This is a genomic window from Mesorhizobium australicum (assembly GCF_900177325.1).
Lineage (GTDB): Bacteria > Pseudomonadota > Alphaproteobacteria > Rhizobiales > Rhizobiaceae > Mesorhizobium_A > Mesorhizobium_A australicum_A.
On sequence record NZ_FXBL01000004.1, the window covers coordinates 3,103,676 to 3,120,615 of the forward strand.

The 16,940-nt window shown below is 65.3% G+C and carries 16 protein-coding genes; 11 read left to right on the forward strand and 5 right to left on the reverse strand.

Going from position 1 to position 16,940, the window contains the following annotated elements; all coding sequences use genetic code 11:
• Positions 1 to 47: 47 nt before the first annotated feature.
• Positions 48 to 725, reverse strand: a complete 678-nt coding sequence (locus B9Z03_RS17785) for a DsbA family oxidoreductase (RefSeq protein WP_085465433.1) — start codon at positions 723 to 725, stop codon at positions 48 to 50.
• Between the two features lie 18 nt (positions 726 to 743).
• Complete coding sequence (locus B9Z03_RS17790; protein ID WP_085465434.1) at positions 744 to 2,537, reverse strand: extracellular solute-binding protein; 1,794 nt, start codon at positions 2,535 to 2,537, stop codon at positions 744 to 746.
• 239 nt (positions 2,538 to 2,776) lie between these two features.
• Here B9Z03_RS17790 and B9Z03_RS17795 point away from each other — a divergent pair, with 239 nt between their 5' ends.
• Positions 2,777 to 3,415, forward strand: a complete 639-nt coding sequence (locus B9Z03_RS17795) for an invasion associated locus B family protein (protein ID WP_085465435.1) — start codon at positions 2,777 to 2,779, stop codon at positions 3,413 to 3,415.
• Between the two features lie 248 nt (positions 3,416 to 3,663).
• On the opposite strand, the gene hspQ is transcribed toward B9Z03_RS17795, so the two are convergent.
• Entirely contained in the window at positions 3,664 to 3,996 is a 333-nt protein-coding gene (gene hspQ / locus B9Z03_RS17800; protein WP_139832311.1) for a heat shock protein HspQ, read from the reverse strand.
• Positions 3,997 to 4,093: 97 nt separating this feature from the next.
• Between hspQ and B9Z03_RS17805 the strand changes: the two genes are divergently transcribed.
• Positions 4,094 to 5,059 carry an AEC family transporter gene (locus tag B9Z03_RS17805; protein WP_085465436.1) on the forward strand — a complete coding sequence of 322 codons (966 nt, stop codon included), beginning with the start codon at positions 4,094 to 4,096 and terminating at the stop codon, positions 5,057 to 5,059.
• Here B9Z03_RS17805 and B9Z03_RS17810 read toward each other — a convergent pair.
• Entirely contained in the window at positions 5,030 to 6,241 is a 1,212-nt protein-coding gene (locus B9Z03_RS17810) for a UbiH/UbiF family hydroxylase (protein WP_085467727.1), read from the reverse strand. The genes B9Z03_RS17805 and B9Z03_RS17810 overlap by 30 nt on opposite strands.
• A 270-nt stretch (positions 6,242 to 6,511) precedes the next feature.
• Between B9Z03_RS17810 and pcsA the strand changes: the two genes are divergently transcribed.
• The 6 genes from pcsA to B9Z03_RS17840 all read left to right on the forward strand — a co-directional run bounded on the left by pcsA (position 6,512) and on the right by B9Z03_RS17840 (position 13,123).
• Positions 6,512 to 7,237: a phosphatidylcholine synthase gene (gene pcsA / locus B9Z03_RS17815; protein WP_210191377.1), complete on the forward strand. Its 726-nt coding sequence runs from the start codon at positions 6,512 to 6,514 to the stop codon at positions 7,235 to 7,237.
• A gap of 3 nt (positions 7,238 to 7,240) precedes the next feature.
• A complete protein-coding gene (locus B9Z03_RS17820; RefSeq protein ID WP_085465438.1) occupies positions 7,241 to 8,218 on the forward strand; it encodes a quinone oxidoreductase family protein in 978 nt (325 codons plus the stop codon).
• A 122-nt stretch (positions 8,219 to 8,340) separates the two neighbouring features.
• Positions 8,341 to 9,906: an ABC transporter ATP-binding protein gene (locus tag B9Z03_RS17825; RefSeq protein ID WP_085465439.1), complete on the forward strand. Its 1,566-nt coding sequence runs from the start codon at positions 8,341 to 8,343 to the stop codon at positions 9,904 to 9,906.
• Entirely contained in the window at positions 9,906 to 11,015 is a 1,110-nt protein-coding gene (locus B9Z03_RS17830) for an ABC transporter permease (RefSeq protein WP_139832312.1), read from the forward strand. Before B9Z03_RS17825 ends, B9Z03_RS17830 begins: the two co-directional genes overlap by 1 nt.
• Entirely contained in the window at positions 11,008 to 11,994 is a 987-nt protein-coding gene (locus B9Z03_RS17835) for an ABC transporter permease (RefSeq protein WP_085465440.1), read from the forward strand. Before B9Z03_RS17830 ends, B9Z03_RS17835 begins: the two co-directional genes overlap by 8 nt.
• A gap of 52 nt (positions 11,995 to 12,046) precedes the next feature.
• The gene (locus B9Z03_RS17840) at positions 12,047 to 13,123 is read left to right on the forward strand and encodes a BMP family ABC transporter substrate-binding protein (RefSeq protein WP_085465441.1); all 1,077 of its coding nucleotides are present in this window, start codon (positions 12,047 to 12,049) and stop codon (positions 13,121 to 13,123) included.
• 68 nt (positions 13,124 to 13,191) lie between these two features.
• Here the strand turns inward: B9Z03_RS17840 and B9Z03_RS17845 are convergent, their stop codons facing one another.
• The gene (locus B9Z03_RS17845; protein ID WP_085465442.1) at positions 13,192 to 14,304 is read right to left on the reverse strand and encodes an acyltransferase family protein; all 1,113 of its coding nucleotides are present in this window, start codon (positions 14,302 to 14,304) and stop codon (positions 13,192 to 13,194) included.
• 172 nt (positions 14,305 to 14,476) lie between these two features.
• Between B9Z03_RS17845 and B9Z03_RS17850 the strand changes: the two genes are divergently transcribed.
• The 3 genes from B9Z03_RS17850 to B9Z03_RS17860 are packed head-to-tail and all read left to right on the forward strand — an operon-like array spanning position 14,477 to position 16,939.
• The gene (locus tag B9Z03_RS17850) at positions 14,477 to 15,118 is read left to right on the forward strand and encodes a glutathione S-transferase family protein (protein ID WP_085465443.1); all 642 of its coding nucleotides are present in this window, start codon (positions 14,477 to 14,479) and stop codon (positions 15,116 to 15,118) included.
• 52 nt (positions 15,119 to 15,170) lie between these two features.
• On the forward strand, positions 15,171 to 16,085 hold the full coding sequence (locus B9Z03_RS17855) for a diacylglycerol/lipid kinase family protein (RefSeq protein ID WP_085465444.1): 915 nt from the start codon (positions 15,171 to 15,173) through the stop codon (positions 16,083 to 16,085).
• Positions 16,082 to 16,939, forward strand: coding sequence for an inositol monophosphatase family protein (locus B9Z03_RS17860; protein ID WP_085465445.1), 858 nt, complete (start codon positions 16,082 to 16,084; stop codon positions 16,937 to 16,939). The genes B9Z03_RS17855 and B9Z03_RS17860 overlap by 4 nt, the downstream gene beginning before the upstream one ends.
• Position 16,940: the final 1 nt, after the last annotated feature.

Consider the following 16,940-nt stretch of genomic DNA (forward strand, 5'->3'; position numbering starts at 1 on the left):
ATTCATCGTGCTACTGGCACGATGAATTCGTTTCGCGAACCGGCCGCTTATTCCGCCGCGAGCTGCCCGCTCGCCTTCATCTCCGCCACCTGCCGGATCGCGTCCGCCAGCACGGCGGTGTCCTGCGCGCCCATGACGGCGTATTTGCCCTCGAGGAGGAAGCAGGGCACGCCGGTGACGCCCATGCGCTGGGCCTGTTCGATCTCGGCCTGCACGGCGTCCTTGTCGGCGTCGGAGGCGAGCAGTGAGGTCACGAGCGCTTCGTCCATGCCGTTCTCGGCGGCGATGCGCGTGAGCTCGGCCTTGTTGCCGATATAGTCGCCCTTCTCGAAATTGGCCGCGAACAGCGCCTTCACCACACGGTTCTGCACGCCTTCGCCGGCCGAGGCCGCCCAGCGGATGACACGGTGGGCGTCGAGCGTGTTGGCGGCGATCCGGATGTCCTCGAAGTGGAAGTCGATGCCTTCCGCCGCGCCCAGCGGCACGATCCGGTCGTGGATCTGCTTCAGCTTCTCCTCGGAGCCGAACTTGGCGAGCATGTACTGCCTGCGGTCCTTGCCCTCCGGCGGGATGGTCGGGTCGAGCTGGTAGGGCCGCCAGTGCACGTCGACCTCGACGTTCGGCAGCGCGGCCACGGCCTTCTCAAGCCGCTTCTGGCCGATGTAGCACCAGGGGCAGACGACATCCGAAATGACGTCGACGCTGATCGTCTGTTTGTCGCTCATGGCCGTTCCTTTCCGGAATCAGGGTTGCCGCCACCAGGTCGTCAGCTGGTATCCGGTCAGGGGTGTCGTGTCGGGCCGGCCGATATGGTTCCAGCGCGCGACCCATTGCTCTGGCTGATGATAGAGCGGCACCACCCAGGCGCCACTCAACAAAACGCGATCATAGGCGCGCACGGCGTCCTCGAAGGCCGGCCGGTCGCGCGCATTGAGCAACGCGTCGATCATCGCATCGACCGCGGGCTCGCCCACGCCGGCATAGTTCATCGAGCCTTGCGCGTCCTTCGAGGCACTGCCCCAGCGGCCGACCTGCTCGACGCCGGGCGACAGCGACGAGGGATAATAGTTCAGGATCGCGTCGAAATCGCGCGAAATCAGCCGCTGCTGGTACTGCGCATCGTCAACCGAGCGTATGTCGAGCCGGATGCCAAGCAGCGCCAGCGTGCGCTGCCAGGCGAGGGCGACCGGCTCGCCTCCCTTGCTCTTCAGCATGATCTCGAAGGCCACCGGCTCGCCCGATGGCGACACCATCGTGGAGCCCTGGCGCTTGTAGCCTGCCGCGACGAGGATGTCGTAAGCCCTCTTCACGAAGGCCCGGTCGCGGCCGGACCCGTCGGAGACCGGCGGCTTCCAGGTGCCGGCGAGGATGTCGGGATCGACGGCGTCGGGGAAAGGAGCGAGCAGGGCCTTTTCTCCCTCGCTCGCCGGCGTGCCGAAGGAGGACAGCGAGGAGTTGTCGTAGAAACTCTTGGTACGGGTGAAGGAGTTGCCGAACAGGTTGGCGTTCACCCACTCGAAATCGAGCAGGTCTGCCAGAGCGCGCCGGAGCTGTTTGTCCTGGAGAACCGGCCGGCGCGAATTCAGCACGAAGCCGAGCATGCCCGACGGCACGCCGCTCCTGAACGTGTCCTTGATCACCTTGCCTTCGGCCACGGCCGGAAAGCCGTAGTCCTTGGCCCAGCGGCTCGAATCGGCCTCGATATGCACGTCGATCAGGCCCTTCTTGAAAGCCTCGAACATCGCATTGTCATCGCGGAAATAGTTGAGCCGGATCTCGTCGTAATTGTTGAAGCCCCGCCGCGACGGCAGGTCAGTGGCCCAGTAGTCCGGATTGCGCTTGAGCACGAGCAGCTCGCCCGGACGCACGGACGAGATCACATAGGGACCGGAGCCGATCAGCGGCTTGAGCGAGGATCTTGCGAAATTCTCGGCGTCCGTGGCGTGCTTCGGCAGGATCGGCCAGAGCGAGAGGATGAGGGGCAGTTCGCGGTCCGGCGCGACGAAGGTCAGGCGGACACCGTTCGGCGCGACCTTCTCCATCGTCGCGATCTTCTTGACCGTGGTGGCGTAGCGCGGCCAGCCTTTGTCGCGCAGCAGTTCGAGGCTGAAAATCACGTCGTCGGGCGTCACGGGCTGCCCGTCGGAGAATTTCGCCCGTTCGTCGAGCTGGAACTCGACGAAGCTCCGCGCGTCGTCGGTCTCGACGCTCTTCGCCAGGAGCGGATACATCGAGAACGGCTCGTCGGCGGAGCGCTGCATCAGCGAATCGAAGATATTGTAGCCGCGCTGCAGGTCGACGATGCCTGAGGCGCCCTGACCCTGCACGATGAAGGGGTTGAGGCTGTCGAACGTGCCCTGGAGCGCGTAATTGATCACGCCGCCCTTGGGTGCCTCGGGATTCGCATAGGGGAAGTGGTCGAAATCGGCAGGCAGAGCCGGCTGGCCGTGCATTGAGAGGCCGTGCGAGGGCTGCGCGTCCGCGGCTGGCGCCAGCGCGAGCAGTGCCGCCAGGGCGAGAGAAAGTGGTCGCAACATCCGATCAGAGCCTCCTTGGCGCCATCCGACCTTCCGAATCGCAGACCCGGTTTAACATGCGACGGCAGGCCTTAGCCAAGCTGTCGAAAGCACCGCACACCGCGTCTTTCGCGCTGGATTCCGCGGGCCATGCGGTGTAACAGGCCCGCACAAGTCATCCTGTTGCCTCAATTGGGCAACAATGAGCTTCGCAACGCTCCGCCTTGCGGGCACGATGTCGTCTGAGAGGAAACTACTTGATGAGCAGCAAAGCTACTCGCATCTCGGTCATCGCGGCTGGCCTCGTCGGCCTCGCTGCAGCGAGCGTGCCTTCGGCCTACGCGCAGCAGCAGCCCGCGGCAGCCGGCCCCGGCGGCATTCCGCGCGGCTGGTTCAAGGTCTGCGGCAAGGAGCAGGACTTCGACATCTGCAACGTGCAGAACCAGGTTCTCGCCCAGACCGGTCAGATGCTGACCGCCGTGCAGCTCGCCGAGTTCAAGGGCAAGATCAACCGCCGCGCGCTGCAGGTCTCCGTTCCGGTCGGCCGCCTGCTTCCCGCCGGCGTGACAATGCAGATCGACGGCAACAAGCCGACCAAGCTCGAATTCACCACCTGCTTCCAGGACCGCTGCGTCGCCGACGCGCCGCTCACCGACGCGATCGTCGCGGCGATGAAGAAGGGCACGGACCTGACGCTGACCACCTACAACTTCCAGAACCAGCCGAACCCGATCAAGGTATCGCTCTCCGGCTTCACCGGCGCCTATGACGGCGAGCCGCTGCAGCAGAGCGACATGGCCGAGCGCCAGAAGGCCGCCGAGGAATACATCCAGCGCAACCAGGAGAAGCTCGCCGAGCAGCTCAAGGCCGCGCAGGAAAAGGCCAAGGCCGGCAACTGAGCTATCTCAAGCGAAGTCGAATACGCGACGGGGCCTTACGGCCCCGTTTTGCTTTCTGGCCTTCCGATCATTGGCGTCATCCTCGGGCTTGTCCCGGGGATCTACGACCTTGCCAAGCAACTGAGAGCATTACCTGTTTCGGCAATGACCAGCGTCGGTGGATTCTCGGGACAAGCCCGAGAATGACGACCTGAGGCGACGCATCACATCTTCGGGCTGAAACGCCTGAGTGTCCGGTTTTGCCCCGCTCAGTGCCGCGCGGTGCGCTTGCGCTCGTAGCCGCCGCCGGGCAGGGCGTCGAACATCTCGCCCAGCTGCGCATGGCGCACGGGCTCTCCGGTGTCGTCGGGCAGCAGGTTCTGCTCCGAAACGTAGGCTACGTATTCCGTCTCGGCATTCTCGGCCAGCAGATGGTAGAACGGCTGGTCCTTGCGCGGCCTCACCTCAGCCGGGATCGCCTGGTACCATTCCTCGGTGTTGTTGAACTCCGGATCGACGTCGAAGATGACGCCGCGGAACGGAAAGATCCGGTGCCGCACCACCTGGCCGATCTGGAATTTTGCCTGACGGATCTGCGTCATCGTCTACCTCTTTGGTTCTATGTGACGCAGGAACCGCGCCGATTCAATGGCGCTGGCGCTTGACGCCCCATGACGCAGCGCGATAGCGCGGACGCCCATGTATGACGTCTTCGGCCTCGTCCTGCCGTTCTTCGGACTGATCTTCCTCGGCTTCGTGGTGGCGCGGATCACGCGCCAGCCGCTGGAAGCGCTCGGATGGATGAACACGTTCATCATCTATGTGGCATTGCCGGCACTGTTCTTCCAGCTCCTGTCCAAGACGCCGATCGAGCGGCTGACCGAGTGGAGCTATATCTTCGGCGCGGTTGCGTCGACCTACATCGTCTTCACGCTGATGTTCGGCGGTTCGTGGCTGACGGGTCGCAACATCGCCGAATCCACGATCAAGGGCCTCGCCTCCGCCTACGGCAATATCGGCTATATGGGACCGGGCCTGGCGCTGCTCGCCTTCGGCGAGGAGGCGGCGGTGCCGGTGGCGCTGATCTTCTGCTTCGAGAACATCATCCATTTCGCTATCGCGCCGATGATGATGGCGCTGTCTGGCGGCGAGAAGCGGCCGCCGCTGGCGCTGGCCGGCGACGTGATCCGCAAGATCGCGCTGCATCCCTTCATCATCGCCACCGCCGTCGGCGTCGCGGCCGCGGCGCTGCACTATCAGGCGCCGGTGCCGGTCGACCGCCTGTTCGAGACGCTGGCGCGGGCGGCCGCACCCTGCGCTCTGTTCGCAATGGGCGTGACGCTCGCACTGCGCCCGCTGAAGCGCGTGCCGAAGGAGCTCGGATTGATCGCGGCGCTGAAGCTCGTCGTTCACCCGGTGCTCTGCTATGTCGTGCTCTCGGCCGTGGGCGACTTCCAGCCGGTGTGGATCTACACCGCGGTGCTGCTCGCGGCACTTCCCACCGCCACCAACGTCTTCGTCATCGCGCAGCAATACGGCGTGTGGGTCGAGCGCGCCTCGGCCAGCATCCTGCTGACAACGCTGCTGTCGGTTGGCACGGTGACGGGCCTGCTCTACCTGATCAAGACCGGCGTGTTACCGCCGGACCTGTTTCCGCCAGCCTGAAGCGATCCGCGCGAAGCCGCTGCCGGGCTGCATGCCCTCGCGCATGACGAAGCCGCGCAGCGGCGAGACGGCCGCGAGAAGCCCAAGGCCGGCGCTGCGGGCCACCTGGGCGGGCAGGAAGTCTGACAGCAGCGTGACGTTGAGCGAATTGACCGCCGTCTGCCGCGCGATAACGTCGAGCCGCCGCGCCGAGCGGTAGGCGGAAAGCGCCCGTTCGGAGCCCGGATCGTCGCGGTGGTTCACTGCGGTATCGACAAGGTCCGCGACGTCGCGGATGCCGAGGTTCATGCCCTGCGCGCCGATGGGCGGGAACACGTGTGCGGCCTCGCCGACCAGCGCGACGCGGCTCGAAGCCATCGTGGAGGGCAGCAGCGCCGACATCGGGTAGATCTGGCGGCCGGGCTCGACCTCGACCTTGCCGAGGATCGACTCGATACGCTCCTCGATGCGATCGGACAGGCTGCGATCATCGAGCGCGGACAGCTCGGCCGCCGTCTCGGGCGAGACGATCCAGACAAGGCTGGAGCGATTGCCGGGCAGTGGGACCTGGGTGCAGGGGCCGGTCTCGGTATGGAACTCCGTCGAGACATGGCCATGGTCGCGCGAATGGCCGAAGTTGAGCACGAGGGCCGTCTGCGGATAGTCGCGCCTGGCCACCGTGATGCCCGCGGCCTCGCGCGCCGGCGACATCCGCCCGTCGGCCGCCACGGCGAGGGAGGCGGAGATGGTTTCGCCCGAAGGGAGAATGGCGGATGCCCGCTCGTCGCCAAGCCGCCACTCGCTGACGAGCGACCCGACACGGGTGATCCGAAATTCCTTCTCCACCGCCTCCTTGAGCATGCGAAGCAGGACGGTGTTGGGGATGTTGGTGCCGAACATCGCCGCGCCGATCTCGCTGGCGCGGAAGGTCACCGGCGCGCTGCGGATGAGGCGGCGGGTACCGTCGATGATCCGCATCACCTCCAGCGGCGCGGTCTCATCGCGCGAGAAGGGCGGCAGACCGAGCTTTTCGAGATATTCCAACGCCGGCAGCATCAACGCCGTGGTGCGGCGGTCGCCGGCATTGGGCTGCGGGCCGACGAGCGCGACCGACAGGCCCGCCTGCGCCAGGGCGATCGCCGCGATCGACCCGACGGGGCCTGCGCCGGCGACGAGAACATCATGCTCGTTTGATGCGGACATGGCGGTTTCCATTCCTCGCTTTCGATGAAGTCATTGACCAAGTCGGCGCATATTGCCAGCGTTCAAAGTGGCGCAGGGGAGCGGGTGGCCAAATGGCTGTGCAATCGCGCCTTACCGCTTGTGCGGCGGCAAGCCGTGCCTGTATCTTCGCGGCGAAATGGAGGGAGCGGCGGTGAGGCGCGTGGCGGGGTATCGACAGTCGGCAGGGCCAGCGGCGGACCGTCGCGGCAGCGGCCTTATCGCCACCCCCTTTTGCCGGACCTTGCCGCGGTGAAGAAGCCGACCAAAGTCACCTGGCCCCAGGCGAGGGCCTTCTCCGTTCACCTGTTCACGGCGTCGGGCTCGTTCCTGGCCTTCCTGTCGCTGGTCGCGGCGAGCGAGGAGCGCTGGACGGCGATGTTCTGGTGGCTGGGCCTTGCCCTCCTTGTCGACGGCATCGACGGACCGGTCGCCCGCAAGCTGCAGGTGAAGGAAATCCTGCCGACCTGGTCGGGTGAACTGCTGGACAACATCATCGACTACGTCACCTACGTGCTGATCCCCGCCTTCGCGCTCTACCAGCGCGGCTTCATGGGCGAGAACCTGTCCTTCCTGTCGGCCGCGATCATCGTCGTCTCGAGCGCGATCTACTACGCGGACACCGGCATGAAGACGAAGGAGAACTTTTTCAAGGGCTTCCCGGTCGTCTGGAACATGGTGGTGTTCACGCTTTTCGTCATCGAGCCGGGCGAATGGGTGTCCTTTGCCGTGGTCGTGATCGCCGGCATCCTCACTTTCGTGCCGATGAACTTTCTCCATCCGGTACGGGTCGCGCGGCTGCGCTGGCTGAACTTGCCTGTCACGCTTCTATGGTGCGGCTTCGGCGCGGTGGCGCTCGTGCAACAGATGGAAGCATTCGACTGGGTCAAGATCGGCATCGCCGTCACCGGTATCTACCTGTTCGTCATCGGCGGCATCATGCAGCTCTTTCCCACCCTGGGCGCCCGGAGGACCTGAGACATGACCAAGGCAATCCGCATCCATCAACCCGGCGGACCGGAGGTGATGCAGTGGGAAGATATTCCCGAGCCGATCGCGAAACCCAGCGAGGTCGTGATCCGGCAGACCGCCGTGGGCCTGAACTTCATCGACGTCTACTATCGCACCGGGCTTTACCCGGCGCCCGCGGGGCTGCCGCTCGTTCCCGGCAATGAGGCCGCGGGCGTGGTCACCGCGCTGGGCGAAGGCGTGACGGACCTGAAGGTGGGCGACCGTATCGCCTATGCGGGACCCATCGGCGCCTACGCTCAGGACAGAGCGATCGCCGCCGACAGGCTCGTCAAGCTTCCGGACGGCGTGAGCGATCGGCAGGCGGCCGCGATGATGCTGAAGGGCATGACTGCCTCATTCCTGCTGCGCCGCACCTTCAAGGTGAAGCCCGGCGACACGATCCTCTTCCATGCGGCTGCCGGCGGCGTCGGTCTGATCGCCGGCCAGTGGGCGAAGCATCTGGGTGCGACCGTGATCGGCACGGCGGGCTCGGCCGACAAGGTCGAGCTTGCGAAAGCGCACGGCTACGACCACGTCATCAACTACCGCGAGCGCAACTTCGTCGAGGAGGTCCGCGAGATCACCGGCGGCAGGATGTGCGACGTCGTTTACGATTCCGTCGGCGCCGATACCTATATGGGCTCGCTCGACTGCCTGAGGCCGATGGGCATGTTCGTCGCGTTCGGCCAGTCGTCCGGGCCGATACCGCCGTTCAACCTCGGCCTGCTCGCGCAGAAGGGATCGCTCTTTGCGACGCGTCCGACGTTGTTCGTCTACATCGCCAAGCGCGAGGATCTCGAAGAGATCGCGGGCTCCCTGATGGATGTTGTCGCCAGCGGCGTGGTCAAGATCGACGTCAACCAGACCTATGCGCTGTCCGACGCGGCGAAGGCCCATGCCGATCTCGAAGGGCGCCGCACGACTGGAGCCACGGTGCTCCTGCCCTGATCGATTGCCCGATTTCTGCGCAGGAATCGTTGAAGCACTTTCAACGCGCGAAACGCTTTGCGTTTGATGGTGGCCCCGCCTACCATCAGGACGGGAACATAAACGAGCTGGAAAATCAGCGCATGGGGAACGAATTGGCGGGCGGACCGGCATCTGAGCCGGAGCTCCTTCTCGACGTGAGGGGGCTCACGAAAATCTTTGGATCCCTCACCGCCTGCAACAGCGTCGATCTCCAGATCGCGAAGGGCGAGATCCACGCTCTCTTGGGCGAAAACGGCGCCGGCAAGTCGACGCTGGTGAAAATGCTGTTCGGCACCCTGGCGCCCAACTCCGGCGAGATATTCTGGAACGGCAAGTCGGTCAGGATCGGCAGCCCGGCCGAGGCGCGGCGGCTCGGCATCGGCATGGTGTTCCAGCACTTTTCGCTGTTCGAGGCGCTGACGGCGGCGGAGAACATTGCGCTCTCGCTCGACTCCTCGACGCCGATCGGCGCGATTGCGGCCAAGGCGAAGGAACTGTCGCACAGCTACGGCCTTCCGCTCGATCCGGGCTCACTCGTCGGCGACCTGTCGGTGGGAGAGCGCCAGCGCATCGAGATCATCCGCTGCCTGCTGCAGGTGCCGGACCTGATCATCCTCGACGAGCCGACCTCGGTGCTCACGCCGCAGGAAGCCGACAAGCTGTTCGAGACCCTGGAAAGGTTGCGCGGCGAAGGAAAATCGATCCTCTACATCAGCCATCGGCTGGAAGAGGTGCAGCGCATCTGCGACCGCGCGACGGTGCTGCGCCATGGCAAGGTGGTGGCGCACTGCAATCCGCGCCAGGAGACGGCCGGCTCGCTGGCGCGCATGATGGTGGGCGGCGACGTGCACGAGGTGCATCGCGAGCATCCCGACCATGTCGAGGGCGCGCCGCTGATCGAGATCCGCAACCTGTCGCAGGCGCCGAAGGGCCCGTTCTTGATGCCGCTCAGGAACATCAGCCTGACGGTCAGGGCCGGTGAAGTGGTCGGCATCGCCGGCGTTGCCGGCAACGGGCAGGGCGAGTTCTTCGACGCGGTGAGCGGTGAGGCGACACAGGGCGATGCAGCCACCGTGCGCATCCGCAGCATCGATGCTGGCACGCTGGGCATCACCGGCCGCCGGCTGCTCGGCGCTGGCTTCGTGCCGGAAGAGCGGCTTGGCCATGGCGCGGTGCCGGGCATGAAGCTTTCCGACAACATGCTGCTCGCGCGCCACAGGTCCGACGCCAAGGCCTTCCTCGGCGGCGGTCCGCTCGGCTTCATCCGCCGCGACGCGATCGAGGCGACGACCAAGCGGGTGATCGAGGAGATGGACGTGCGCAAGAGCGCGGAGGATCCGGAAGCCTCCGCATTGTCCGGCGGCAACCTGCAGAAGTTCATCATCGGCCGCGAGCTGGACCGCAAGCCGTCCGTGCTCGTCGTCAACCAACCGACGTGGGGCGTCGACGCGGGCGCGGCCGCACGCATCAGGCAGGCGCTGATCGACCTAACGCGGTCGGGCTCGGCCGTCATCGTCATCAGCCAGGACCTCGACGAGCTGTTCGAGATCGCCGACCGCATCGCCGTCATGGCGCATGGCGAGATGTCGCAGACGATCCCGATCCAGGAGGCCACGCGCGAAAAGATCGGCCTCCTGATGGGCGGCGCGGACGCGGGAGCGCACTGATGCGGCTGGAACTCATCAAGCGCCCGCAGCATTCGAAGCTGTTCAGCGCACTGTCGCCCTTCATCGCCTTCCTGCTGACGGTGATTGCCGGCGCGGTCCTGTTCGCGCTGCTGGGAAAGAGCCCGGGTGCCGCGCTCTACGCCTATTTCATCGCGCCGCTGACCGACCTCTGGTCGCTGCATGAGCTCGTCATCAAGGCAGCGCCGCTGATCCTGATCGCGGTCGGCCTGTCGGTCTGCTACCTGTCGAACAACTGGAACATCGGCGCCGAAGGGCAGTTCGTGATGGGGGCGGTGGTGGGCGCCATGCTGCCGATCCTCTATCCCGGCCTGCAGCAGTCGCCGATGGCGCTCCCGGTGATGCTGGTCATGGGCGCACTCGGGGGGGCGGCCTATGCGGCCATTCCCGCCTTCCTCAAGGCCCGCTTCAACACCAACGAGATCCTGACCAGCCTGATGCTGGTCTATGTCGCCCAGCTCTTCCTCGACTGGCTGGTGCGCGGCCCATGGCGCGATCCGGCGGCGATGAACTTTCCGCAGGCGCCGCGCTTCACCGGCTACGCCATCCTGCCGGAACTGCTGCCGGCGTCCGGCCGCGCCAATATCGGCATCCTGTTCGCGCTGATTGCAGCCGTGCTGGTCTGGATCCTCCTGACGCGTACAAAGAAGGGCTTCGAGGTGCGCGTCATCGGCATGAGCCCGCGGGCAGGGCGCTTTGCCGGCTTCTCGACAACCGGCGCGATCTTCTTCTCGTTCCTTCTCTCCGGCGCGTTGGCCGGGCTTGCCGGCATTTCCGAAGTGTCGGGCGCGATCGGACGCCTGCAGCCGTCGATCTCGCCGGGCTACGGCTTTGCGGCGATCATCGTCGCCTTCCTCGGCCGGCTCAATCCGCTCGGCATCATCGCCGCCGGCACTGTGCTGGCGTTGACCTATCTCGGCGGCGAGGTCGCGCAGATCGAGGTCGGCGTCTCCGACAAGGTCGTGCGCGCCTTCCAGGGCCTGCTCCTGTTCTTCGTGCTCGCCTGCGACACGCTCATCCACTACCGCATCCGCCTGACGCGACCCGAGAAGGCGACGGCGCCCGTGACGGAGGCCAAGGCCGATGCTTGAATCGATCCTGCTCACCATCGCGACCGCCTCGACGCCGCTGCTGATCGCCGCCATCGGCGAGCTGGTGGTCGAGCGCTCCGGCGTGCTGAACCTCGGCGTCGAGGGCATGATGCTGATGGGTGCCGTCATCGGCTTCGGCGTGGCGCTGACCACCGGCAATCCCTGGCTCGGCGTGCTGGCGGGCATCGTCGCAGGCGCGGCCTTCTCGATGCTCTTTGCCTTCCTGGCGCTGACCCTCGCCACCAACCAGGTCGCCACTGGCCTGGCGTTGACGCTGCTCGGCGTCGGTGCGTCCGGCATGATCGGCGAGGCCTTCGTCGGACAGCCCGGCGTCAAGCTGACACCAATCCACATTCCCGGCCTCACAGACCTGCCGTTCGGCCGCTTCCTGTTCGGGCAGGACCCGATGTTCTACATCTCGCTCATCCTGGTCGCGGCGGTGTCGTGGTTCCTGTTCCGTACGCGCGCGGGCCTGACGCTCCGCTCGGTCGGCGACAGCCATACCTCGGCGCATGCGCTCGGCATCAAGGTGATCCGCATCCGCTATGCGGCGGTCGCCTTTGGCGGCGCCTGCGCCGGGCTCGCCGGCGCGCAAATGTCGCTGGTCTATACGTCGCAGTGGATCGAGAACATGACGGCCGGCCGCGGCTGGATCGCGCTGGCGCTGGTGGTGTTCGCCTCGTGGCGGCCTTTCCGCGTGCTGCTCGGCGCTTACCTCTTTGGCGCAATCACCATTGCCCAGCTGCATGTGCAGGCGCTCAGCCCCAACGACATCGCCGTCGGCTCCGGCCCGTTCTGGCTGCTGAGCGAAAGCGGTCGCTGGCTGCTGTCGGTGCTGAAGACGGTCCCGGCACAGTTCCTGTCGGCGCTGCCCTATCTGGCGACGGTGGTGGTGCTTGTGCTTATCTCGCGCAACCGGCGCCTGACGCTGATCAACACGCCCGCCTGTCTCGGGCGACCCTTCGTGCCGGACCGCTGAGGTCCGGCTCAACCGAAAGCCCGGAAGGCTTGCAACCATAGAGGAAGACACCATGAGAAAACTCGTCATAGCCCTCGCGGCGTCGGCAGCCGCGATCATCGCATCGGGCAACGCCTTCGCGCAGGAGAAGACCAAGGCCTGCTTCATCTATGTCGGCCCGATCGGCGACTTCGGCTGGTCGTACCAGCATCACCAGGGCGCGCTGGAGATGCAGAAGGCGATCGGCGAGGACAAGGTCGAGATCGCCTATCTCGAAAGCGTGCCGGAAGGCGCGGACGCCGAGCGCGCCATCGAGCGCTTCGCCCGCTCCGGCTGCAAGATCATCTTCACGACCTCATTCGGCTACATGGACGCGACCAACACGGTTGCCGCCAAGTTCCCGGACGTGAAGTTCGAGCACGCGACCGGCTTCAAGCGCGACACGCCGAATGTCTCGACATACAATTCGAAGTTCCACGAGGGCCGCTACGTGCAGGGCGTGATCGCCGCCAAGCTGTCCAAGGCGGGCGTCGCCGGCTACATCGCTTCCTTCCCCATCCCCGAGGTCGTGATGGGCATCAACTCCTTCGTGCTCGGCGCGCAGTCGGTCAATCCGGACTTCAAGGTCAAGGTGGTGTGGGCCAACACGTGGTTCGATCCGGGCAAGGAAGCCGACGCCGCCAAGGCGCTGCTCGACCAGGGCGTCGACATCATCACCCAGCACACCGACTCGACCGCGCCGATGCAGGTAGCGCATGAGCGCGGCGTGAAGGCGTTCGGCCAGGCCTCGGACATGATCAAGTTCGGTCCCGAGACCCAGCTCACCTCGATCGTCGACAACTGGGGTCCTTACTACACCGAGCGGGTCAAGGCGGTGATGGACGGATCCTGGAAGCAGGTGGACGTCTGGGGCGGCATGAAGGAAGGGCACGTCGTGATGGCGCCCTACACCAACATGCCCGACGACGTGAAGAAACTGGCCGAGGAGACCGAGGCCAAGATCAAGGGCGGCTTCAACCCGTTCACCGGCCCGATCAAGAAGCAGGACGGCTCGGAATGGCTGGCCGCCGGCGCAACCGCTCCGGACGGCGAACTGCTCGGCCTGAACTTCTACGTCCAGGGCGTGGACGATCAGCTGCCGAAGCAGTAATCCGGCGAGCATCACGGAACAGGGAAGGGCGCCGTTACGGCGCCCTTTCTTTTTGGGTCCACCCTGTCCTAAGCCGGCTTGGCGTGCGCGATGTTCCTGGTGATCGACGTGATCGACAAAGCGAGCCGGGAGAGCGCCGGTCGGGCAACCCGCATCAGGGCGTGCCGCATCGGCGTTTCAATCCAGCGCCAGATGAACCAGGAGAGACCCAGCATCGCGGCAGCGACGAGTCCGGCTGCCGGCCACTTGCCTGCCAGCGGCGCGAGCGCGTCGATCGCTGTGTAGCCGATGTTCTGGTGCAGCAGATAGAGCGGATAGGTGAGGCCGCCGACCGCGAGCGATAGACGCGTCGCGCTGACCTTGGCGCGCAGCAGGATCGCGGCGACCAACAGGGCGTGCATGGCGAGATTGGCGGCGGCGAGGCCGATCATCGGGACCGATGTGCCATAATGGGCCTGCATCCACGCCTTGCCGATCGCCATCAGACTTGTTGACAGGGTGAGCGAGGCTGCCAGCAGCACCAGCGCCTCGGCGGAGCGCCCACGAGTCTGGATATAGTGGATTAGAATGCCCGAGGCGAAGAGCGGCGCGTATTCGGTGAGGAACAGCAAGCGCATCGCGTGGCTGCCGATCGAGAACTCGTTCACAGCGGAAAGCACCAGCCATACGGCGACGAGTTCGAGGCGAAGCGTCTGGAAGGCACCCGACATCAGCGCGAGCGTCACCCAGCCGTAGAAGATCAGCTCGAGCACGATGGACCAGTAGACGCCGTCGACGAACCCTTCGCCCAGCGCCGGCGCGAACATGAACAGGTTCGCGACATAGTGCCGGACCGTGACGCTGCCCCATTCCGGCTGAACGGCGAGCATCACGGCGAAGGTGATGGTCATGCAGACAAGGAATCCCGGATAGAGACGCACGAAGCGCGCGACGGCAAAGTCGAGCCAGCCGCGTCCCTCGGCCGACCAGGCGATGACATAGCCGCTGATCAGGAAGAACAGATGGACGCCGAGATAGCCATATATCGCGATTTCCGCGGCCTGCGGATAACCCTCCTGAAGAAAGCCGCCCGCGGCCGCGCCACGGAAAAGATAGTGGAACGCCACGACCGCGAGCGCCGCGACGAGGCGGAGCCAGTCCAGAGTGGCGATGCGATCGGCAGGTGACACGTTCCGGGACATACCTTTCCCAGTGCAAATGCCTTGCCAGATGGAGCTGGGTTGTCTGTCCCGCGAGAGGCAAGCCTCCGAGGAGGGAGACCGGCTCGCTGCCTGCTGCTGACAAAAGGCTGTCAGGAACCTTCGGCTAGACTGACGGTTGCGGACTGGAATCGCACAGCAAGAGGAGGCTGCCATGCTGAAATTCTACCACGCCCCATGGTCGCGATCGTCGGGGACGCTCTGGCTGCTGGAGGAACTCGGGGTCGACTATCAGATGGAGATGATCGACATCCGTGCCGAGGGCGGCGTTTCGGAAAGCTATCGGGCCGTTCAACCGAACAAGAAGGTTCCCGCCATCGTGCATCGCGGCATCGTCATCACCGAACGCGCCGCGATCGCTATCTACCTTGCGGACATGTTTCTCGAAGTCGGCCTCGCGCCGGCAGTCGGCGATCCGGCACGCGGGCCGTATCTCACGATGACGGTCTATTGCGATTCGGTGCTCGATCCTGCGATCTCGGCCCATGCTCAGGATTTCCGATATACGAGCAACCAGTTCTCGTTCGGACTGTTCGACGACATGGTGAACTATCTGGAGCGGGTCCTCTCGGAACGCAGATACGCCGCCGGGGACAGTTTCACCGCTGCCGACACGCAACTGGGATCGGCGATCGGCTACACGATGAACATGATGAACGTGCTGCCGCGGCGACCGGTCTTTGAGGACTACATGTCCAGGATCGTGGACCGGCCCGCCTACAAACGGGCGCAGGCGAAGGACATGGAGATGGCCCGGACTGTGCCGTTCTTTGCCAAGGAGTTTGCAAAAGGCTAGCGCAGACTTCCGATGAAGGGGAGCCAAATTGCTGTTCGCCCGTTGATCGGGCATGAAGGCATTGCTGCTGCACAATCCGACCGCGGGTCGTGAAGATCACGACCGGATCGAGCTCATCGCGCGGTTCGAGCAGGCGGGTTACGAGCCGCACTACTGCTCGACCAAATCGGACCGTTTCCCCGAGCTCCTGGACGAACCCTTCGACCTTCTCGCGGTCGCCGGCGGAGATGGTACGGTCAGGAAGGTCGTCACGAGGCTCACCCACCGCGCGACGCCGCTGATCGTCTTGCCACTCGGTACCGCCAACAATGTCGCGCGGTCGCTTGGCATACCTCTGGATGGCTTCGAGCTTCCACGCCCCGACGAGATCGGTGACTGCCTGGAGAGGCTCGATCTGGGTCTCGGCACCTTCGGCAAAATCACAACCGTGCTCGCCGAGGGCATCGGGATGGGCGCTCTCGCCGCCACCATGGATGAGAAGGTCGGCAAGGGCGAGAAGGGCGAGGACAAGATCGTCGCCGCGCGGAAGATCGTGGCGCGCGTCATCTCGAAGGCGAAGCCATTCAAGGCGACGCTACAGATCGACGACCGGACCGTCGAAGGGAAGTTCCTCTTCGTCGAGGCGCTGCTTCACGCATTCTGCGGCCCGGCGCTGCGACTGTGTCCGCTTGCGGATTCCGGCGACGGCCTGCTGGATATCGTCCTGCTCGAGGAGGAGCGGGGCGAGGAAATGGCGGCTTGGGTGACATCGCCGGAGAACTCCGATCCGCCCGTCCGCATCGAGCGCGGGAAGAAGGTGGTCTTTGAATGGTCGGAGAAGCCGCTGCTGCGCATCGATGACGAACGGGCGGAACTTCCGTCATCGGTGAAGTCGGTGGAGATGCGCGTTCACGGAGAGCCCCTCCAGGTGGTCATTCCCCGGAGCGAAGTTTCGGGCGAAGAGGAGAAAAGGCAGGCAGTCGGATGATCGAACTTCCAGATACGAAAGACCTGGCGGAGATCGAGCGCGTGGCGGTGGAACTCGCCAGTCTCGCCGGGGCAGAGATCACCAACGCGCTCGGCGGCATCCTGGCGGTGAAATACAAGGGAGAGACCGAAGCCGAACAAATGTGGCGCGATCCGGTGTCGGAGGTGGACCAGCGCGTGGAGGAGATGATCCGCGCGCGGCTGGCTGACAAGTTTCCCGACCACGGCATCATCGGCGAGGAGTTCGCGCCCGCCGAGGCGACAGGCAGCAGCGACTTCGTCTGGGCGGTGGACCCCGTGGACGGCACAACCAATTTCGTCAACGGCTTTCCCCTCTGCGCCGCCTCCATCGGCGTGCTGTGGAAGGGCGTTCCCGTGGTCGGTGCCGTCTGGTGCGGCACGAGCCAGGCGCTCCGGCCCGGCGTCTATCATGCCTCGGCGGGCGGTCCGCTACGGTTCGGCACGGACGAGATCGTCCCTAAGGCAAACCCCGCGGTCAGGCGAAGGCTGGCCGGCGTGCCGAGGCCAATCCCGGGACGGGGCGGTTGGGAGACGCGAAAGACCGGTTCCGCGGCGCTCGAATGCGCCTTCGTCGCCGCCGGGATCCTGGAAGCCGCCCGCTTCGAGAGCCCGAACATATGGGACGTTGCCGCTGGCCTGGCGCTGCTCGACGCCTCGGACGCGGTCGTGCTGACCGAAAAGGACGGGACGTGGGAGCCGTTCGAGACTTTCGCAGGGCACGGCGCAGCCGACCCGTTCACCGCCATGCGCACGTGGCGGCGGCCGCTCATGATCGGCCGCGTCGAAAGCGCAATGCTGACATCCGGCTTCGAGGTGCTGGCCGCGGCCGAGTAGG